This is a genomic window from Runella sp. CRIBMP (assembly GCF_009905605.1).
In the GTDB taxonomy this organism is placed as follows: Bacteria; Bacteroidota; Bacteroidia; order Cytophagales; family Spirosomataceae; genus Runella.
In genome coordinates this window covers 703064-724708 of the sequence record NZ_JAAAKZ010000003.1, presented here as the reverse complement: position 1 = coordinate 724708, position 21645 = coordinate 703064, and the positions used below count along the sequence as shown (strand labels likewise).

Here is a 21645-nt window from a genome sequence, read left to right as displayed (position 1 = left end):
TGGTCCTGCCGGCGGGGATTTTTTTTATTTTTTGTCTCCTTCGCACCCTTCTTTTGATACGTTATAGCTTTAAGTGGTTCATTTACTATTGATTATACATCTTGAGGTCTCTTAGGTAGGAGTATAATTAAGTCATATCAACTTTTTGAGTAATTTGTGGTTCAAAATATTTATTTCTATGAATTACGAAATATTTAAAAACATTAATAAAATTATTGAAAGAGATAGTAAAACAACTACCTATAAATTTGCTCTCCTTCGAGGTACAATTGATATTATTCAAGAGAACTCACCTTTTATTAATTCAAAGGATGATAAGATTTATATCCCTTTGTGGCTATTAGTAGAAAAATGGCTTGTCTATTATTATCCAATTTTCGAAGCAAATATTTCATTTGCACAAATACAAGGTAATGTCCAATTGGCTTTTGAACGGCCATTTAAAGAACTTACAGATAGATATCAACCATATGGAGGATTTTCAGCATTCTATAATGATTTAAAGTATAAAGGAATCCCGCAAGATATACAACCTGTCTTTGTTGAACTCATCAAAAAGCTCCGTAATACAATTGTCACTATGCCTATGCGATACATTGGGCGTTCAATATCAAATGAAGAATATAGCATTTATAAATTTAATCTTGTCAAGGCGAGTTTACGGTCAGTTAAAATTGATAAAGAATATTTAATCCAATCATTTGGCTCCTTCTGGATTTCCAAAGAGTACTATGAAGCATTCAAGCTTTTAGGCAGTTTTATTACAGGACAAGACTCTCTTCTCGTTAAATGGGCTGAATTTTCTGTTAGTGCTTCAAATAAATTATTATCAACACAAATGGTTTTACAGGAAGTTTTAAAAAGTCCTGTGACAGAAAGAGATGTAAAGGAGTCTAAAGTGAAATATAAGGAGTTGCTGAAAAGTGAAGGTGCTGTTTTTTGTGTTTGGACAGGTGACAAAATCAGTAATTATGATATTGACCATGTCATTCCTTTTTCAGTGTTGAAAAATAATGATTTATGGAATTTACTGCCAGCGAAACCAAGTATTAATAACCTTAAAAGAGACAAATTGCCATCAGTAAATTTAATTGAGCGTCAAAAAAACCTGATTTTGTATTATTGGGAACTTTTACATAATACTAATCCTACAAGGTTTGATAAGGAGATAAAAATATCACTTTTAGGGGACTCTTCTTTTGAAAATTGGCAAACAGATGCAATTCAGCAATTACAAAAAACGTGTGATTATTTAACAACAATTAGAGGGTTTGAAGAATGGAATATCAAAAACTAAATTGCTTCAACCATCTTACAGCAATCCCAAGAGACAAGCCATCTTTTCCGATTCGTAAACTCCTAGAAAAAAATGTATTATTAGGTAAAATTCTGGATTTTGGTTGCGGATTTGGCAAGGACGTTGATTTTTTGCACCAAAAAGGGTTTGATGCTCAGGGGTTTGACCCGTACTATTTTCCACAATATCCTTCTGAAACGTTTGATACCATTCTCTGTTTTTATGTATTAAATGTGCTCTTTCCCGAAGAGCAAAATCAGGTATTAATGCAAATTTCAAGTTTGCTCAAACCAACGGGCAAAGCCTATTTCGCCGTTCGGCGCGATATTCAAAAAGACGGATTTCGTACGCATCAGGTGCATGGAAAACCTACCTATCAGTGTTTTGTAAAATTGCCATATACTTCCATTTTTCTGAACGAAAATACCGAGTTTTATGAATATCGACCTATCAATCAAATAGCTGATAATCAGTCAAAGTGTCCTTTTTGTAAGCCTGCCGAACGATTGCAATTACTGGCAGAAACGCCGCTGAGTTACGCGGTGTTGGACGGTTATCCTGTTGCCAAAGGTCATACGTTGATCATTCCAAAACGCCACGTTGCCGATTATTTTGAGCTGACGTTTGAAGAACAAAAAGACTTGGTGCAACTCTCCACTTTTGTGCAAAAACGCATCAAAGCCGACTTTCAACCTGATGGCTTCACCACCGGCATGAACATCGGCAAAAGCGCTGGGCAAAAATTCCCCCACGCCAGCCTGCACCTCATCCCGCGCTTTAACGGCGATTGCAAAAACCCAAGCGGCGGCATTCGAGCTATTTTAAAGTAAAAACACTTAATATCCTGTAAATTATAGCATTACCTTACAAGCTATATACCTTTATGATCTGCGCGACAATTTGTTTACGGCAATTCAATATCTTTCAGGCTAAACGGCACAGACTTAACAGAAGCAGGGGTTTCGATGAGGATTTTGAGCTTCCATTTGGGGTTTGGTTTCTCATCATAGCTGTAGGTGTGCAGGTGTTCGCCTGAGATAAAGCGGCCGCTTCGCCGTACTTCTTTGCCCGTTTCATCCTCCATTTTGATGTCTACGAGTTTGCCGATATCGCCGTTTACGTAAAACGAAAGTTCATTCTCTCCGGCCATGCCCGACCCAAATCCCTCCACCAAGGCCATGAGTCCAGCGGCGATTTCGCGCGTGGCGGGGTCGAGCTGTTTCATCTTGGCTTCGCGTTCGGCTTTTTGTTCTTTAGCCATTTTTTCGACCGACTCTTTGGTGAAAAAAACAATGGATAGCGGCGCTTTTTTAGGCAATAAATTGACGTTGGGCTTTGCCTGAAAATTGGCCACTTTTACAATCGCGCCGTTGGCTTCGGTAGGATTATACAAATCCAACGTCCCCGAAACTTCTTTGATAGAGGTCGCTTTACGCAGCGGATTTTTAAGCTCAATTTTAAGTTTTTCGTCGCCAATTTCGGCATAGTCGGCCCGATCTTGCTTATCAGTAAGAAGCTCAACACCTTCACTATCAATCGCCTTGGTGAGATTTTTAATTCTGACGTATTTGTATTTACGTACTTCGTCGCCAGTCGTTTTAATTTCAATTTCACAACGGTTTCCGAAGTAAGAATTACTAAGAGAACGGCGGTCTTCTAGGCTTACAAGAGCCACTTTTTGAGCAAGTGCGGTACACCCCCACAACAGCGTTGTAAGGGCCATCAAATAGGTTTTCATCTTAAGTAAAGAGATAAAGGTTTTGGAATAATTACCCAATTTTAGGCAACTTTTCCCTTACTTGCTGTACCATAAAATAAGTAATCGCGTCTAACCTGCAAGAGCGCCTGAAACGAGGGATATGAGAAGGAATTAGAACCGCATAAACCACAAAAAGTAGATAGTCTGATGTTGCTCAGTAAAGAACAGATTTTAAAACAATACTTTGGATACGATACCTTTAGACCGTTACAATCCGAAATCATTGATTGGATAGCGGCAGGCAACGACTGCATGGTGCTGATGCCTACAGGCGGTGGCAAATCTGTGTGTTTTCAAGTCCCTGCCTTAATGAAAGAGGGCATCACACTCGTGATATCGCCGTTGATTGCGCTCATGAAAGACCAAGTCCAAGCCCTCCGCGCCAACGGCATTGAGGCCGCTTTTCTAAACAGTACGCAGAGTACAGCGGAGCAATACGCCATCGAAAAACAATGCCACGCGGGCGAGCTAAAACTGCTCTATATTGCGCCAGAGAAGCTTTTTGCCTCTGGCTCACTGGACTTTATTAGGTCACTGAAAATCAATCTATTTGCCGTAGACGAATCTCACTGTGTATCAGTGTGGGGGCACGATTTTCGTCCAGAATACACGCAGTTGCACATTCTAAAAGCGGCTTTTCCGCACGTACCCATGGTGGCCCTAACGGCCACCGCCGACCGCGTAACGCGGCGCGACGTGCTCAAACAATTGGGCATTCCCGAAGCGCGGGTGTTTGAGGCGTCGTTTGACCGCCCCAACCTTTCGCTCAATGTGCTGCCGGGGCGCAACCGAATCAGGGTCATTGAGCAATTTATCAATGACCACCCCAATCAGTCGGGCATCATCTACTGTCTGGCCCGCAAAACCACCGAAGACATTGCCCAAAAACTACGCGCAAAGGGCATCAATGCACGGCATTATCATGCCAAACTCCCTCCCGAAGAACGCTCCAAAGTGCAGGATGATTTTCTGCGCGACGATATACAAATCATGGTCGCCACCATCGCTTTTGGAATGGGGATTGATAAATCGAACGTACGCTGGATTATGCACTACAACATGCCCAGCAACGTCGAAAGTTTTTACCAAGAAATTGGCCGCGCAGGCCGCGACGGACTTAAATCCGACACGATGCTGTTTTATAGTTTTGCCGATTGGATGATGCGCCGCGACATGATTGCAAGTTCGGAATTGCCCCAACACCTCAAAGACATTCAATTTGCAAAACTCGACCGCATGAAGCAATACGCCGAAGCAGACCACTGTCGGCGGCGCATTTTGTTGAGTTATTTCAACGAAGCCGTCGACCGCGATTGCGGCAACTGTGATGTATGCCGCAATCCCCGCTCCAAATTTGACGCAACACTCCCCGCCCAAAAGGCCCTATCGGCCATTGCGCGTACGGACCAGAGAATTGCGATGGGTTTGTTGGTTGACGTACTGCGCGGCTCCCACAACCGCAACGTAACCGAGCGCGGCTACGACCGCATCAAGACTTTTGGCGCAGGCCGCGAGCTGCGCGCTGAAGAATGGGCCGACTACCTCACCCAAATGCTCAACTCGGGCGTGATGGATGTAGCCTACGACGAAGCACATTCACTCAAGCTTAACGATACCTCGTGGCAAGTACTGCGCGGAGAGCGCAAGGTGCAATTGGTGCGGTTTGAATCGTACGAAGAAAAGCGGAAGCGTCAGGAAGAAACCGCCGAACCCGTGAAGACCAAGAAGGAGGTCATTCGCGATGAACTGTTTGAGCGACTACGCAAGGTGCGGAAGCAGTTGGCCGATGACCTGAACGTGCCGCCGTTTGTGGTGTTTTCGGATGCTACCTTATCAGACATGGCCGAAAAACGCCCTATAAACCGTTTTCAGATGTTGCAGGTGTCGGGCGTGGGTGAAACGAAGTTTTCGCATTACGGCGAAGCGTTTATCAACGAGATTCTGGAATACGCCCGTTCCAAAACCCAGCCAGGTACGCGAATCGTTAATGGCATGACTTACATCGAAACTCACGATTTGTACAAACAGGGATTGACGCCAAGCCAGATTGCCCAACGCCGAAACTTGAACGAACTGACGGTATACTCGCACTTGGCCAAGCTGTACGAAGATGGCTACGAAGTAGACGTATGGCAGTACCTGACCAAAAATGAATACCGCACCATCACCGAAGCCGCCGACCTACTCCAAGTAACGCCCGGCGCAGCGCTAAAACCATTGTTTGAGCAACTGGAAGGCCAATATGAATACTATAAACTGCGCATAGCGCTAGCGATTTGGGGGAAAGGGAAATAACGCGTATAAAATTTTGACCGATGTTGCGCCTCCGAGAGGCGTAACATCGGTAGGATTTTACGCCCTTATCCCCAGCAAATTCAACATAAAGGCGTATTCCAATGCAATGTCTTTCAAGCGCTTAAACCGCCCAGATGCACCGCCGTGGCCCGCTTCCATGTCGCAGTGAAGCAGTAGTTGATGTTCATCGGTTTTGAGTTCGCGCAACTTTGCAATCCACTTGGCGGGCTCCCAATACTGCACCTGAGAGTCGTGTAAACCCGTTGTTACCAACATATTTGGATAATCCTGCGCTACTACATTGTCGTAAGGGCTGTAGGATTTCATGTAGTCGTAATAGATTTTCTCATTGGGATTACCCCATTCTTCGTATTCACCCGTGGTGAGTGGGATGGTTTCGTCGAGCATAGTCGTGACCACGTCCACAAAAGGTACCTGCGCCACCACCCCTTTGTACAATTGCGGAGCCATGTTGACCACCGCCCCCATCAGTAGTCCACCTGCACTGCCGCCCATGGCAAAAAGCCCTTCGGGCGACGTCCATTTTGTTTGAATTAAGTATTCAGAGCAATCAATGAAATCGGTAAAAGTATTTTTCTTTTGGAGCATTTTACCGCTTTCGTACCACGCCCGGCCCATTTCATGCCCGCCGCGAATGTGCGCAATGGCAAACGCAAATCCTCGGTTCAACAAACTCAAACGCCCCGCGCTGAACGTCGGGTCCATAGAATAGCCATAGGAGCCGTAGGAATATTGCAAGAGCGGCGCTTTCCCGTCTTTTTGAAAGCCTTTTTTATACACAATTGACATCGGAATCAGCGCTCCGTCGCGAGCGGTAGCAAAAAGCCGTTCGGTTTGGTAATCTTCTGTGTTAAAATCACCCAACACTTCCTGCTGTTTGAGCAGAACACGCGCTTGAGAGTCCATGTCGTAGTCAAACGTACTGTTGGGGGTCGTGAGCGACGTGTATCCGTAGCGTAACACGGTGGTATTAAAATCGGGATTATTGCTCAAATAGGCCGTATAAGCAGGCTCTCCAAAGTTTAGATAATGCTCGGCCTGTGTTTTTTGGTTGATGATGCGAATTTTCAACAACCCTTCGCCCCTTTCCTGCAATACCAAATGATGCTGAAAAGCCTCTAGCCCTTCCAGATACACATCGGGCCGGTGCGCGATGAGCTCACGCCATTGTGTTAAATCTCCATGGTGAGTTTCTGACACCGACATCAGCTTAAAATTGGTGGCCCCACCGAGGTTGGTACGGACATAAAAGGCATCGTCTAAATGCTCAATAAAATATTCGTGCCCGCGTTGGCGCGGCAAAAATGAAACGCACTCACCCGTAGGTTCGGCAGCTTTTAAGAGTTGATACTCAGTCGAAACCCCATTTTGATCCGATACAATAGCAATGTACTTTTTAGATTTCATCCGGAACAGTCCTAGATAAAACTGGTCGTCCGACTCTTCATACACCAATACATCTTCACTCACATCGGTACCGAGCCGGTGCCGCCAAACCTGAAATCCCAGAAGCGTAGCGGTGTGTTTTCTAATATAAAAAATCGTTTGATTATCGGCCGCCCACGCGTAGTTTCCTCCTTCAGTATCGGGTACCGCATCGGGATATATCTCACCCGTAGTCAGGTTTTTAAATTTCAACGTGTATAGCCTACGGCTGACGGTATCTTCGCCAAAAGCCGCAATTTCTTCATTATCAGCTATCTCGGGAAAGGTGGCGTTATAGTACGAATAGCCTTGGGCCAATTCGTTGATATTGAGCATAACCTCTTCTGCGGCGGCCAACGATTCTCGCTTACGGCAATACACGGGGTATTCGCCACCGTGTTCATAGCGATAATAATAATAGTAATTCCCAACTTTATACGGCACCGATTCATCTTCTTCTTTGATACGGGCCTTCATTTCCAAAAACAATTTCTCCCTCAGCTCACTGACGGGCGCCAAAACGGCTTCCGTGTAAGCATTTTCAGCATTTAGGTAGTCGATTACCTGCGCGCTTTCACGCTCCCGAAGCCAATAATAATCGTCGGTTCTGACATCATTGTGTAATTCAAATCGGTGCGGAATCTTGGGGGCTTTAGGCGGTTGAAAGGAAGTCTGACTTTGGGACATAGCGATTAAGAAGGAGTGTTTTTAACGCTGAAAATTACAATATCTTCCTGGAAATACGGTAATTTTGTTAAAAACTAACGCAATGATTACTGACATCCATTCGCTTGACCCAAACGGCACATATACCTACGCTGATTACCTGAAATGGCGATTTGATGAGCAGGTAGAGATTATCAAAGGGAAACTCTACCGAATGTCGCCAGCTCCAAAAATGGCTCATCAATGGGTATCAAATAAGCTATCTTTCCTGCTGAATAAGCATTGTGAGGGAAAATTGTGCACCATCTTTGAAGCGCCGTTCGATGTACGTTTACCCATTGGAAATGATCATTTCCCAGAGAAAATCTATACCGTAGTGCAGCCTGATATTTGTGTGATTCGTGATGAATCCAAATTAGATGAAGACGGTTGTCTAGGTGCTCCCGATTTAATCGTTGAAATCACTTCGACATCAACGTATAAAAAAGACTTCAACGAAAAGTTTAACTGGTACGAAAAAACAGGGGTACGTGAATACTGGATTGCCATCCCGAGCGAAAAAGCGATACAGGTCTATCATCTCGAAAACGGTCAATACCAATTGGGTGGAATTTACGACAAATCTCCGGCTCAATCGGTGATTTTCGAGGGATTTGAAGCGGCGTTGGAGAAAGTTTTCAGATAGTACCTTCCTCCTTAAACCACCCCGCGTACATCACATAATTGTTGGCGGTGCGCATAAACACCTCGCCCAAGTCGGGCGTTACGTCTTTGAGGTATTTGGCAGGATTACCCGCCCAAATCGTACCCGGCGGAATCGTTTTCCCTTGGGTTACCACCGCCCCAGCGGCAATGATTGAGCCTGTTCCAACGTGTACACCATCCATCACGATGGCCCCCATCCCAATCAGCACTTTATCTTCGATGGTACAACCGTGAACAATGGCATTGTGAGCAATAGAAACGTGGTTGCCGATGATGGTTTTGGTTTTTTGATAGGTACAATGAATCACGGCGCCGTCCTGAATGTTGACGTAATCACCCATTTGAATGGTATTTACATCGCCGCGCACCACGGCATTGAACCAAACTGTGCAATAATCCCCCATGATAACTTCACCCACAACGGTGGCGTTATCGGCAAACCAACAATTTGGGCCGTATTGGGGAGTTGCGCCGCGCACAGATTTTATGAGAGCCATTTTTCCAGTGTCGATTTGTGGTTATTAATTTTCGATTTGCTTTTTCTTCTCGTTCCTTTTTCTCCGTTTTTCTTTCTCCAACATTCAACGCAAAGATAGCAGTCAATCGGTTTTATTTCCGTTTCTTATTGGTTTTTGACGGTTTCAAACATTAAAAATTGGACAATCCTGTTTCACTATCTTTCTTTGATAAAAAATCAAAGTATGTCAAATCCGCTTGCATCCAAAACGCGAATCTTCATCGTTGTCATCACATTTCTGATTGTATGCGCCTTTTTGATGCGGTGGTATGTTTTTAAAATCCCGTGGCAGGCCAACCTCTTTCTCGCCCTTATCTCGGGCTCGGTCATGGTTATTTCGTGGTTTTTTTTCAGTAAACTCCACCATTTTTTCGACTCCTTTTTCCCCTACGAAAACGGTATCATCATGCGCATGATTCCGCAGGTATTACTCACCTTCGTTTTTGTTTTGGTAGTATCGGGAGTTACTGTCTCATGGGTGATGTCTCTTTTCCCTTTTAGTTCACTGATTGCCCAACAATACACCGATTTGGCCAAAATAGCGGGGTATTTCGCCCAATTTTTGGTTGTCTTGCTCATCAACGTACTGCACCTTTCCGATTATTTATTCCATAAGTGGCGCGAAAATGCCACGCGGGCCATTCACCTCGAAAAAGAAAAATCACAAGTACAATTTGATAATTTAAAAAACCAGCTGAATCCTCATTTTCTGTTCAACAGCCTGACCTCATTGGACAGCCTGATTCAAGAAAACCCCGACTTAGCGCGGCAGTTTTTACAGCAGCTTTCGAAGGTATTTAGGTATGTTTTACAACATAAAGACAAAGGATTAGTACCGCTTTATACCGAGATTGATTTCATAAAAAACTACGTTTTTTTGCTTCAAACACGTTTTGAAACCTCTCTGACGATTGATTTTCAGATTTCGAACGAAAGTCTTGAAAAAAAAATAACACCCGTTACACTCCAAATTTTGATTGAAAATGCACTCAAACATAATATCGTTAGTGCAGCTCACCCGCTCACCATCCGAATTTGTTCGGATGAACAGTATTTAAAAGTTGAAAATAATATTCAACCCAAAAAACAGGTGGAAACCTCCAATGGTCAGGGACTACAAAACCTCAAAAATTTGTATAAATTCCTGACCGATACGCCTTTTGAGACCATCATCCACAACGGAAAATTTGTAGCTTACATACCTTTGATCGCCTGAGTGAACACAAGAGATGAAAAGTAAGAGGTAGGGGTGAATTTCATACTTCATACTTCGTACTTCCTACTTCTTTTTTAAAACTCCCTTAAAACCCGAAGTATGCAAATATTAATGCTTGAAGATGAGCCGTTGGTGGCCAAAAATCTGGAAAAACTAGTCCGAGAACTCCTGCCACAGGCAACCCTCTTGGGACCGCTAGTCAGTGTAGAGGCAGCATTGAATTGGTTTAAACAAAACGCCGAACCTGACCTTATTTTGGCCGACATTCAATTGGCCGACGGCGTTAGCTTTGATATTTTTCATGAATTGAAGGTATCCTGCCCTATTATATTTACCACCGCTTATGACGAATACGCCATTCGGGCTTTTAAGGTCAACAGCATTGATTATCTACTAAAACCCATTGATAAAGAAGACCTTAAGTCTGCTTTTGAAAAATTTAGCCGCTGGCAAAACGCGCCTGATAAAGACGTTTTCTCTCATCAATTACGGGATTTACTTCATGATTTAGAACATCGAGCCGCAAAGCAATACAAACATCGCTTTACGGCTCATTATCAGCGAGCGGTGGTTGCCGTCCCCGAAACGCGGGTGGCTTATTTTGTGCGGGAAGAAGTCATTTGGCTCGTCACCACCGATAATCAGCGCCTGATTACGGATTATCAATCGCTCGATGAAATCGAAGACCTGCTCGACCCTACCCAATTTATACGGGCCAACCGGCAATACATCGTCAGAAAAGGAGCGCTAGAAAGCTATCGAACGCATTATTCGGGCAAAATAGAATTGTCGCTTACCGTACCCGTCAAAGAAGAAATTATTATCAGCAAAGACAAAGCGGCGCAGTTTCGGATTTGGTTTGAGCTATAAAGGGGTGTCATTTTTTAGGCGATCACCTCTATTTTTTACCAAAATGGTTTAACTTTGTGGAATGGAGAGCACTGCTAAAATATATGTCGCTGGTCACCGAGGAATGGTAGGCTCGGCGCTTGTACGACGCTTGCAAGCCGAACGTTATGAAAATATAGTAGTTCGCACCTCACGTGAACTGGATTTACGTAATCAACAAGCTGTAAGTGAATTTTTTGAGACCGAACGTCCCGACTACGTCTTTTTGGCGGCGGCAAAGGTAGGTGGCATCATGGCCAACAACGTCTATCGTGCGGAGTTTTTGTACGATAATTTACAGATTCAAAATAACATCATCCACAATTCATACCTTACGGGGGTGAAAAAACTGATGTTTTTGGGTTCGTCGTGTATTTATCCTAAAATGGCTCCCCAACCCCTCAAAGAGGATTACTTGTTGACTGGGCCGCTTGAATACACCAATGAGCCCTATGCCATCGCGAAGATTACGGGCATCAAGATGTGCGAGAGCTATCGCAAACAGTACGGCTGTAATTTTATTTCGGCCATGCCAACAAACCTCTACGGGCCCAACGACAACTACGACCTCAACAACTCGCACGTGCTGCCCGCCATGATTCGGAAGTTTCACGAAGCCAAGGTAGAAGGCAAGCCTTTTGTTGAATTGTGGGGAACAGGCTCGCCGCTTCGGGAGTTTTTACACGCCGATGATTTGGCCGACGCCTGCGTCTACCTCATGAAAACCTACGATGGTGAGCAGTTTGTAAACATCGGTGTAGGTGAAGATATTACCATCAAAAACCTCGCCGAGCTTATCAAAGAAACCGTAGGCTACGAAGGTGCATTGCACTGGAATACCGACAAACCCGACGGCACCCCCCGCAAACTCATGGATGTAGGCCGATTACACAGTATGGGTTGGAAACATAAATACAACCTCGAAGAAGGAATCCGAATTACGTATCAGGATTTCTTATCCAAAGTTGAAGAATATGCTGTATAACAAAATTGCCCCGCCAGAAAAGCGGGGCAATTTTGTTTATATCTTTTATCGAATCTGAAGGTATTTTTCACCTACCATCATCATGCCAACTCCCCCACTACCTCTTCGATGGGCTTCGCTTCGGGGAAGAACGACACTATTCTAGTTAAAACACCTTCGATAATCGCATCTGGACACGAAGCGCCGCAGGTAAGCATCACCGTAACTTGCTCCTTTTGAGGGATAAAATTTTCGGTCACTTCCTCCTTTTTTTTATGGAGATTATAGTGCTTGATGAGGGTGTTACTGAGTATTTTATTATCTGACTCAATAAAGTAAGTCGGCAGTTTTTGTTCGCACAACTCTACAATGTGCGAGGTGTTGGAGCTGTTGTAACCGCCTGCTACCAGCACGAAATCAGCTTCGTGTTGCAGTAAAGCGTAGGTTGCGTCTTGGTTATCATTGGTTGCGTAGCAGAGTGTGTCACGGGTATTGGCAAAATGCTCCTCCACTTGCTGCGGTGCCAGTTGATAGTGCTGTATCATTACCCCTTTTAGATAATCCGCAATACCCTGTGTATCAGAGGCCAACATCGTGGTTTGATTAACCACACCTATCCGTTGCAAATCCTGCTCTGGATCAAAGCCCACCGAATATTGCCCCCTAAATTCTTCGAAAAAATCTTCTTTTGACCCCTCTCCCGTAATGTATCGCGCCAATCGCTCGGCCTGTTTCAGGTTTTTAAGCACCACTGTCGGTGCATTTTCTTTACTGTGCGAAAAGGTCGCCCGGGTTTCTTCGTGCAGTGGCTTTCCGTGTACAACAATGGTATAGTTTTTCTGACCGATTTGGGTGGCACGATTCCACACTTTTTCTACAAAGGGGCAAGTAGTGTCGTATTGATAAGCATCAATTCCCAACAGTCTCAACCGATTTTGTATTTCGACGGTGGTTCCAAACGCTGGCACAATTACAATATCATCGGGGCGTAGTGCCTCCCACGGGATAATCTGCCGCCCAGTGGTTTCCATTAGGAATCTAACTCCTCTTTCCAACAAGTCCCGGTTTACGTCGGGATTGTGAATCATTTCGCTCAACAAAAAAATGCGCTTGCCTGGATTGTCAGCAATCGCTTTATAAGCGATTTCGATGGCATTTTCGACACCATAACAAAACCCAAAGTGCCGTGCAATCAGAAACTTTACAGGGCCAAAATCAAGCACCGTTGGCGAAAAATCGCGTTTAAGCTTATCGTTTTTTCGACGCAGCTCTTTGATGGGCGTAATGATGCGACTACGGTAAAAATCAGGTATGTGGAAGGTCTTCATGCTGTTGGAGCAGAATTACGCGTTCGTTGAAAATAATCGTTTCGTTGCAAAATTACAACGAACGTATATATAACACGCTACATTTCTGCTTTGTTTCAACCTTTCCTCAAAATACCTGCTCATTTACTTTGATTTGAGCCTCAGGGTTGAACTGGTACGTGTAGCATTTGTTGTCGGCTTGGGTCTCCACAATTCGATAGCCACGGTACGATACGCCCCAATTTCCACCATAATGACCGTCGAAAAACGCGGGCTTTGAAGTGGTTTTCCCCATATCAATGGCATGGTCGTGCCCGTGAAACATGGCTTTCAAATTTGAGTACTTCCCAAGCATTTTTTCCAATTCGGGGCATTCGGTGCCGTGTTCAGACCACATTTTAGCGGGAATGTGCATAAACAAAAACACATTTTCCTTCTTGGTAAACCCCGCCAACTGCTTGTCTATCCACGGAATATCGGGGCAAAGGTATTCGCCTTTGATGTTAGAAGTGTCGGCCAAAATAATGGCGTTTTTCCCTATTTCAACCGCATGATTGAGATCGTAGCCCCAAGTAGCGCGCCATTGCTCAGGTGTTACGTGGTCGTGGTTGCCGCGCGTCACGTAATAAGGAAGCCCAAGACTGTCAAAAACTTTCTTTACGTCGGGCAAAAACGCTACGTTGTCGTGAAATAAATCTCCGTTAAAAACCACAAAATCGAGCCGTCTTTCGGCATGTTCTTTTTGCAGGTTCTTGATAATGTTTTCGTGGTAAAGCTTAAAATCTGTATTTGGCTGCCCATAATGCCCGTCGGATGCAACCGCGAAACGTAGATTTTTGGCGGATTTGGCCGCAGGTTTTTGGCATCCAAAGGCCAGTAATCCAACCGAAAGTTGGAGAAATTCTCGACGACGAAGCATAGTGTTTCTAGTTTTTTTAGCTATTCCAGATTTCCCAAGCTTTTTCAGCCTGTAATTGAAGCATTGGCAGACCGTTATGTATTTGGGTCCCCTGCTCTTTGCCTTTTTTCAAGAAAAGCGTTTCGGCTGGATTGTATACTAGGTCGTACAATAAATGATTTGCCCCCAGCAGTTCATACGGGACAGCGGGACACTCCTCAGTCTTGGGATAGGTGCCAACGGGAGAGGTATTGATAATCAGCAGGTGCTGAGCAATGACATCCGCTGTTAGATCATGGTAAGAAATAGCGGCAGACTGATGTTCTGGTTGTCGGGAAACAATGGTGTACTCAATCTGAAGGTCTTTCAACGCGGCCAAGACGGCTTTTGCCGCCCCACCATTGCCCAACACCAAGGATTTCAAGTGATTGGGAACGATTTTTAAATTCTCCAGCCATTGTTCCAACGAAATTCGGAATCCGTAATAATCAGTATTATAGCCTTTTAATTTACCATCAGGAAGGAATTTTATCGTATTGACCGCGCCGATTCGCGCTGCCGAGGCCGCGTCGAGTTCATCCAAAAAAGGGATGATGTTTTGCTTGTGCGGGATAGTGACATTCAATCCCGACAGGTCAGGATTTGCCTTAATCAATTCGGGGAAATTATGGTGATCGGGGAGTTCAAGCAACTCATAACGGCTGTTTTCAACCCCTTCTTTTTCGAATTTTTCAGTAAAATATTTTTTAGAAAAAGAATGGGTCAATGGGTAACCAATCAAACCAAATACTCTCATTATTGAACAATTATCAGTTTTTTATTTCTTCTAAAACCTTGGCTTTCAACGCGTATTACATAAACACCTACTGGCAAAGCGCTAAAATCAAATAGCTTTTGATTATCAAAAGACGGTACATTAATGGTTTGAATCGGTCTTCCCATCAAGTCGTATACTATTAAGGTGGCATTTTTGAGAATCTCCTGTGTTTCGACTATTACTTTTCCATCCGACGAAGGGTTTGGATACACTGCTATGCCATTATTATCGGCCTCCAGAATAAAATCAAATACAGAAGACGTTTTTGAAACGCACGTCAACGTTGAGCTGTGTTGTACAGATGCACTCACGGTAAACATTCCTGATTGATTTACCCTTATCACTGATTTTGTCTCCCCCAAGGCTTGATTACCTGATTTCCAAGCATATACCGCAGAAGCGGTTGGATTGGAGACCTGGAGGGTATAAACCCCTATTTTTTCAATGACTGGAGTCAGCGGCAGGGCTTTTACATCAACCCTTGTCGGTCCCGTAAACGGAGATAAACAACCGATGCCGTCCCGGACGCGTGCGGCATAATTGCCAGATTTAGTCGCAACAATTCGCTTACCTGATTCTCCCGTGTTCCAGAATACATCATAATTTGTTTCTACTCTAAGGCCGACCTGGTCACCGTCGCAAAAGGTTAAACGTCCTTCAGAAATAACGGATGGAACGGGCGGTAGTTGATTTACTCGCACATTGACGGGTTCTGAAGCGGGAGAAGAACAGCCAAATTGATTCCGGATTATCAAGGTATAATTTCCCGCTAAATTGACGGCTACACTTTTGGTATTAGCGTTGTTTGACCATTGGTAGGCGCTTGCATCGGGTGCGGTCAAGGTTACACTTTGGTCCGCACAAATGGTTGTAGGCCCTCCCACCGAAATGGTAGGCCGCCCTGGATTTGGATTAACCACAATTTGAATAGGTACCGACGCAGGAGAAGTACATCCCGTAGAAGGCTCAAAAACCGTGGCCGAAATACTTCCTGCACTATACACTCTGATGCTTCTTCCTCTATCGCCATTGCTCCATTCAAAAATATTACCACCCGATGTAATTGTCAACACCGTATTGTCGGTGGCGCAAAAAGTGGTAGGTCGCTCATTGACCACCGTTGGCGCGGCAGGCAGGGGGTTGACCTTGACCGGAAACGCATCCGAAACCGAGCGGCAACCATTTTTATCTACGTAACTCACATTATAATTTCCCCCAGTAGTTGCCGTAATTGTTTGGCTATTTTGGAAATTATTCCAAGTAATGCCAGTGCTGTAATTAGTGGTTAAAGATACTTGCCCACCCTGGCAAAAAGTGGTTGGTCCAAGAGCGGTAATAATTGGTTTAGCTGGCAATGCATTGACCGTTATCGAAATATTGTTGGACGAAGGCGACTGGCACCTGTTGGCGTCAACCGTCCTGACCGAGTATCGCCCTGGAAGGTTGACAATTACGCTTTTCGTACTTTGCCCGTTGCTCCAAATGTATCCTGTTTGGTCAGACGAGGTAAGGGTAACTACTTCATTTTCACAAATGGTGGTGCTGCGGTCAGCAGTGATGGTCGGTGGAGCTGGCAAAGGATTGACTTTTACGGTCACCACCTCCGAACCTGGCGAGGTACAGCCGTTGGCGTCGGTAACGGTCAATGAAAAATTACCCGCTTTTAGAATGTTGATACGACGACCGCGTGCGCCGTTGCTCCAGTTGTACTGAGCAGAACTGCTTGAAGTTAAAATGGTACTGTCGCCGTCGCAAAAAACCACGGGCCTTTCGGGTGTAATGGTGGGCGCGGGTGGCAATGGATTGACCGTTACTGTGATATTATTTGATATTCCGTCGCAGCCATTTGCATCCCGAAAGCGAACATTATAGGTCCCTGAGGTTGTTACTTCAATGTTTTTTGCTTGTTGACCTGAGCTCCAAATATTACCAGATTCATAATTGGAAGATAGCGTTACGCGCCCTCCCTGGCAAAACGACGTGTTTCCAGAGGCACTGATGGTAGGGGCCGCTGGAGGCGCATTGACCTGTACATTTACGCTTGTCGGCTCAGACGTACAGCCCTTGTCATCTAGCACTCGCACCTCGTACTTGCCGCTGCTGCGAGCCGTTACGACCTGTCCTCTGTCGCCTGTCGACCAACGATATTCTGCGGCCGAGGTAGCCGTCAGATTAACCGACTCCCCCTGACAAAAAGTAAGTGGCCCCGAAGCAGCAATGGTTGGCTTTGAGGGCAAAGGAGAAGAAAAGGACGTAACATTGATACTAGCGGAGCCTTTGCAACCGTATAAGTTTTGGGTCGAAACGGAATAAGTGCCCGATGCCGACACTTCTATACGTTGATTTGTCGAACCAGTATTCCACTGATTTCCAGTCGCTCCACTCGAAATAAGCCCCACGGTGCTCCCTTGGCACAGTGGCAATTTTCCGTCTACTGAAATCGTAATTGGAGCGCTTTGCAGGTCATTAGGAACGATGATGTTTGGGGTATAATAGACATTTCCAGCACCGTCTCTTACGGTGGCTTGATAATTTCCTGGCCCGAAGTTAACCGATGAGCCATTGGCACCGTTATTCCATTGAACCGATGAAAAAGGACCTTGTACATTAATATTCAACTGGTTTCCACCAGCACAGCTAACCGAAAAACTCGGAAATGTTCCAGTTTGAGGAAAACAGGAATTAAAAAAGTTGTCGTCCAAGGCTGCATTCCAAGCACCTGCTGCGTCTGACAATCCGCCGTTTTGAAAATGGAAACCGTCAGGACGTGGCGTTTGAATATTGTCAGTAGAAGGCCCAAAAAATACTGAATTGCCCCCCAAAACGACCTGATTTTGCCCATTAATAATCTCCTGATTGCTTCCTTTGGAGTTATAATAGGAGACCCTTGAAATCACCCATCCTACGTTTTTACCAAAATGTTGGCGGGATTTTTCAATGATTCTGCGCAAATTGGATTCGTACGTTCCAGCAGAATTATTGAGCAAGTTGTCGGCTTCGCCTTGGTGCCAAAGTACCGCTCTGATTCCCGTAACACTCGCGTAATAATTGAGGGCCATCCTCAAATTCCCGTAGGGCTGCCCTGGAGGGTAAGTATCATTGATATAAATACTATTGGTAATGCCACCATCCACGGTTTCACTCCAGTTTTTGGAGGCAGTTCCTTCCCATGCGGCATTATAAAATAACACAGGTACATTGAGACGATTGGCAATCATGTCACCCAAACGCCCCCAACACCAGGAAGAAAGCCCTCGGGGGCCCACATTCCCATTGTCGCTCATTCGAACAAAATCAGGCTTAGGAAAGGAGTTATTCTGATTATCGTTATTTCGATAATTAACGCAGTTGACGCGGTCATCTCCTGGGCCAGGCGCACCATAGTTAAAAAATCCCTGTGCGTTGGATTGGCCAGCCACTAAAAACACCTCCCCCACTCCCACGCGTTGTAATTCGGCTGTACTGATGACATTGCCGTTTACCATACCTCTGACCTGAAGTTCGTACCATCCGCCTCGCACCTGAATAGTACCCGAATAAAATCCTCCCTGCGGGTTATCTTTAAGAAGGCGCCAATCCGTTTGCTCCCCTTGTCCGGGACTCATGGGTACCACCCTCACCTCCACTCGGTCAATATTCTGGGAGTATTGACCAGTGACGTGGATGATACCATTCCCAAAATTGTCACGTTGAAATACGATTCGACTGGTAGGAAATGTGATGTTTATCTGTGCGAAAATGGTCAAAGGAAATAGAATACACGCAAAGCTTTGCCAGAGATTCCTCAGGTAAAAGTTCAATTTCATTTGTTCAGCATTTGGTGGAATATATACTTTCTAAACTTACTTAAACGCCACTAACTTTTCAATCCTTTGGAGCCTCAATTCATCCTGCCTACCTACCACACGCCTTTCAACGGCACACCTAAGGATTTAAAGTTTTCCAGATTAAATCTTTTAATTCACTGATTCCTTCTTGGGTCACTGATGATATATATACGTGGGGAATATCACTAGGGACCGTTTTCATTATTTCTTGTTTTGTTTCCTCGTCAATCAGGTCGCCTTTTGTAATGGCCAACAATCGTTCTTTCTCTACCAACGACGGATCATACAATTCCAACTCATTCAACAATGTCCGGTATTCGTCACCGATATTGTCGCTGGTAGCAGGGACCATAAATAGCAAAATAGAGTTTCGCTCAATATGCCTTAAAAACCTCAAACCCAACCCTTTACCTTGCGACGCCCCTTCGATAATCCCTGGAATATCGGCCATTACAAACGACTTATAATCCCGGTATCCTACCACCCCCAAATTTGGGACCAAAGTAGTAAATGGATAGTCAGCAATCTCGGGCCGCGCCGCCGATACCGTTGAAAGCAACGTTGATTTACCCGCGTTCGGAAACCCAACCAGGCCCACATCGGCCAACAGTTTCAATTCCAACACAATCCACTCCTCTTGCGACGGCTCTCCGGGTTGGAAGTGCTCGGGCGTTTGGTTGGTGGCGGTTTTGAAATGGTGGTTTCCCAATCCACCCCGACCGCCTTTGAGCAAAATCACCTCCTGCCCATCCTCGGTTACTTCCGCCAAAATCTCCCCTGTTTCGGGGTTTTTGGCGATGGTACCAAGCGGTACTTCTACTATGACGTCATCTCCTTGCTTTCCGTTGCAACGGGCCCCGCTTCCAGCCTCTCCGTTTTCGGCCCGGATATGTCTTTTATACTTCAAGTGGAGCAGGGTCCAGTGCTGAGAATTGGCCTTCAGAATCACGTGCCCGCCCCGGCCTCCATCGCCACCGTCTGGACCGCCTTTATCAACGAATTTTTCTCTCCTGAAATGCCGTGAGCCAGCTCCTCCTGCTCCTGAGCGGCAGCTAATTTTAACGTAATCTATAAAGTTTGAACTTGCCATTTTGACGTGTTTATCTTCCGAAAGTATCGGAAAAATTATCTTTTAGTGAATTTAGTACTTACTATTACCTAACTCCTAATAGACAACAATGATTCTTTGATTGCTTATTTTACAACAAAAAAACTCGTATGGAATGCCTCTAGGCACAGCCACACGAGTTACAAATTTGGGAAAGAAACGGCAGAGTCTATGTGTATGGACCCCTAAAATTATTATTCGGTATCGATGGCCGAACACAAATTATTAAAAATTTCCTCGATTTGACCGATTCCATTTACCACGGTCAGCTTGCCTTGCGCTTGGTAATACGGCAATACATGGACGGTCTTGTTAAAATATTCGTCAATTCTTTTGACCAATTTATCTTCGTCGTCATCGGCACGACCACTCACTTTTTTGCGCTCGGCAATGCGGCGTTTGAGTTCGGCCTCATCCACATCCAACTGGAGTACCGCTTTGATATCACTGTTTTTTGACGCCAAAAAAGCATCCAAGGCCTCAGCTTGAGGCACCGTACGCGGAAAACCATCAAAAATAATGCCCTTCGCGTCGGGATTTTTTTGAACTTCTTCTTCCAACATATCAATCGTGACCGAATCTGGCACCAAAATCCCGTTGTCAAGCAGGTCTTTTACGCGTTTTCCCAACTCGGTTTGTTCTTTGATGTGCATCCGAAACAAATCACCGGTTGAGATATGGACCAACTGATATTTTTCGATGAGTTTTGCAGCTTGGGTGCCTTTGCCCGCACCCGGAGGGCCAAAAAGTACAATATTAAGCATCTGACTGAAAGGGCTTTTGGTGGAGGTAGAGCTATGTTTTTGAGGTTTGACTACGCAAATTTACAATTTCATCACACTACTCAACGGTTTTCGGGCATAAATTAAAAAAGGATTTTGCTAAAATGAGGTAGTTTGAGGAGAAAGACTCCGAATAATTCAAATAAAAAGCGATTACTTTTCAAATTTTAAACACAATATCGCAATCAGCAAAAAGAGGCTACCTTGCGTAAGGCAGCCTCCTCTAGGTACACTTAATTAAGTTTAAGATTACTCAATCACAATGCGTTTTACGGCACCGTCTTCGTTCTGAACTACGTTGACAAAATACGTTCCTTTGGCATTTTTGCCCAGTTCAAGTTGCCCTACATAATCGCCCGAAAAATCTTTCACTTCTTTGCGGCTTACCTGCTTTCCTTTGGTGTCGGTCACGGTGATGGTCACGTCGCCTTTGTTGGGGGCGTAGAAGCGGAGGTTGAGTTCGTTTTTGTCGGGGTTGTTGGGGAATGCCTCCAAACCGCGAATCGACGCAGGCTTACCTGAGCCCCCGAGATTGATGTCGCTGTGCCAAAACTCACGAAATTTGGGTTCAAAATCGCGGCTCCAGTCTTCCATGTTGCGCTCCAGCTTCCGCATTTGAGGCTCAATTCTTTTTTCAACGCGCTTCATACGATCGGCAAATGCCTCTTCGTCAAAGTCAAACCTAAAATTATGATTGTAGTTGTAATTATCCTGACGGTCTTTTGGGTTGGACTTGTAAATTTTTACGCGCTCCTTTTCTTCTTTTTGCTTCCGCACAATTCGGTCATCGTCATACCGACGGTCATGGTCTAGGTGGCGGCTTTCTCCTTCTTCAATCTCGATGCTCAATCGGCGGTTGGCGGCGTCTTTACTAGTACCTTTCAATGAATCCACGATGGCCTTCACTTTGGCTTCTCGCTCGGCTTCCGAAAGATTATTGTAGGTATACGAGCGTTCAACGATTTCGGTTTTTCCGTCTTTTTCCTCGCTCATACGTACGCGAACAGTTACTTTGTCTTTGGCAGAATCTCTCGCTTCTTTCTTTTCCTCCTGCGACAGCGCCGTTGTGGCTACTCCCAGCCCAGCGACCAATGCGATTAATGCAAATTTTGTTTTCATGCGTTTGTTGTTTTGAGGCTCAAAAGTGTTTAAA

Annotated in this window: 17 protein-coding genes; 7 read left to right on the top strand and 10 right to left on the bottom strand. The window is 44.9% G+C overall.

Annotated elements, in window-relative coordinates; translation table 11 throughout:
* Positions 1-178: 178 nt before the first annotated feature.
* Positions 179-1297, top strand: a complete 1119-nt coding sequence (locus tag GVN20_RS12795; protein WP_166558690.1) for an HNH endonuclease domain-containing protein — start codon at positions 179-181, stop codon at positions 1295-1297.
* On the top strand, positions 1279-2127 hold the full coding sequence (locus tag GVN20_RS12790) for an HIT family protein (protein WP_166558689.1): 849 nt from the start codon (positions 1279-1281) through the stop codon (positions 2125-2127). Before GVN20_RS12795 ends, GVN20_RS12790 begins: the two co-directional genes overlap by 19 nt.
* 74 nt (positions 2128-2201) lie before the next feature.
* Here GVN20_RS12790 and GVN20_RS12785 read toward each other — a convergent pair whose 3' ends face one another.
* A complete protein-coding gene (locus GVN20_RS12785) occupies positions 2202-3035 on the bottom strand; it encodes a hypothetical protein (RefSeq protein ID WP_166558688.1) in 834 nt (277 codons plus the stop codon).
* Positions 3036-3203: 168 nt separating this feature from the next.
* On the opposite strand from GVN20_RS12785, the gene recQ reads away from it, so the two are divergent.
* Complete coding sequence (gene recQ, locus GVN20_RS12780; protein WP_166558687.1) at positions 3204-5351, top strand: DNA helicase RecQ; 2148 nt, start codon at positions 3204-3206, stop codon at positions 5349-5351.
* 57 nt (positions 5352-5408) lie between these two features.
* On the opposite strand, the gene GVN20_RS12775 is transcribed toward recQ, so the two are convergent.
* Positions 5409-7484, bottom strand: a complete 2076-nt coding sequence (locus tag GVN20_RS12775; protein WP_166558686.1) for a S9 family peptidase — start codon at positions 7482-7484, stop codon at positions 5409-5411.
* Positions 7485-7566: 82 nt separating this feature from the next.
* Here GVN20_RS12775 and GVN20_RS12770 point away from each other — a divergent pair, with 82 nt between their 5' ends.
* Complete coding sequence (locus tag GVN20_RS12770) at positions 7567-8148, top strand: Uma2 family endonuclease (RefSeq protein ID WP_166558685.1); 582 nt, start codon at positions 7567-7569, stop codon at positions 8146-8148.
* Here GVN20_RS12770 and GVN20_RS12765 read toward each other — a convergent pair.
* Positions 8141-8665 carry a gamma carbonic anhydrase family protein gene (locus tag GVN20_RS12765; RefSeq protein WP_166558684.1) on the bottom strand — a complete coding sequence of 175 codons (525 nt, stop codon included), beginning with the start codon at positions 8663-8665 and terminating at the stop codon, positions 8141-8143. The genes GVN20_RS12770 and GVN20_RS12765 overlap by 8 nt on opposite strands.
* Positions 8666-8869: 204 nt before the next feature.
* Between GVN20_RS12765 and GVN20_RS12760 the strand changes: the two genes are divergently transcribed.
* From GVN20_RS12760 to GVN20_RS12750, 3 genes are all read left to right on the top strand, one after another.
* Positions 8870-9901 carry a sensor histidine kinase gene (locus GVN20_RS12760; RefSeq protein WP_229599053.1) on the top strand — a complete coding sequence of 344 codons (1032 nt, stop codon included), beginning with the start codon at positions 8870-8872 and terminating at the stop codon, positions 9899-9901.
* Between the two features lie 99 nt (positions 9902-10000).
* On the top strand, positions 10001-10771 hold the full coding sequence (locus tag GVN20_RS12755; RefSeq protein WP_166558683.1) for a LytTR family DNA-binding domain-containing protein: 771 nt from the start codon (positions 10001-10003) through the stop codon (positions 10769-10771).
* A gap of 61 nt (positions 10772-10832) precedes the next feature.
* Positions 10833-11774, top strand: coding sequence for a GDP-L-fucose synthase (locus GVN20_RS12750; RefSeq protein ID WP_166558682.1), 942 nt, complete (start codon positions 10833-10835; stop codon positions 11772-11774).
* Positions 11775-11854: 80 nt separating this feature from the next.
* On the opposite strand, the gene GVN20_RS12745 is transcribed toward GVN20_RS12750, so the two are convergent.
* From GVN20_RS12745 to GVN20_RS12715, 7 genes are all read right to left on the bottom strand, one after another.
* Positions 11855-13081, bottom strand: coding sequence for a 4-hydroxy-3-methylbut-2-enyl diphosphate reductase (locus GVN20_RS12745; protein WP_166558681.1), 1227 nt, complete (start codon positions 13079-13081; stop codon positions 11855-11857).
* 106 nt (positions 13082-13187) lie between these two features.
* Positions 13188-13979 (bottom strand): metallophosphoesterase, encoded by a 792-nt coding sequence (locus GVN20_RS12740; protein WP_166558680.1) that lies wholly within the window; start codon positions 13977-13979, stop codon positions 13188-13190.
* 16 nt (positions 13980-13995) lie between these two features.
* Positions 13996-14754, bottom strand: coding sequence for a shikimate dehydrogenase (locus GVN20_RS12735; RefSeq protein WP_166558679.1), 759 nt, complete (start codon positions 14752-14754; stop codon positions 13996-13998).
* Positions 14754-18581, bottom strand: a complete 3828-nt coding sequence (locus GVN20_RS12730) for a sialate O-acetylesterase (protein WP_166558678.1) — start codon at positions 18579-18581, stop codon at positions 14754-14756. Before GVN20_RS12730 ends, GVN20_RS12735 begins: the two co-directional genes overlap by 1 nt.
* A 118-nt stretch (positions 18582-18699) precedes the next feature.
* Complete coding sequence (obgE, locus tag GVN20_RS12725; RefSeq protein ID WP_166558677.1) at positions 18700-19692, bottom strand: GTPase ObgE; 993 nt, start codon at positions 19690-19692, stop codon at positions 18700-18702.
* Positions 19693-19904: 212 nt separating this feature from the next.
* Positions 19905-20474, bottom strand: a complete 570-nt coding sequence (locus GVN20_RS12720) for an adenylate kinase (protein WP_166558676.1) — start codon at positions 20472-20474, stop codon at positions 19905-19907.
* A gap of 267 nt (positions 20475-20741) precedes the next feature.
* Positions 20742-21611, bottom strand: a complete 870-nt coding sequence (locus GVN20_RS12715; RefSeq protein ID WP_166558675.1) for a T9SS type A sorting domain-containing protein — start codon at positions 21609-21611, stop codon at positions 20742-20744.
* Positions 21612-21645: the final 34 nt, after the last annotated feature.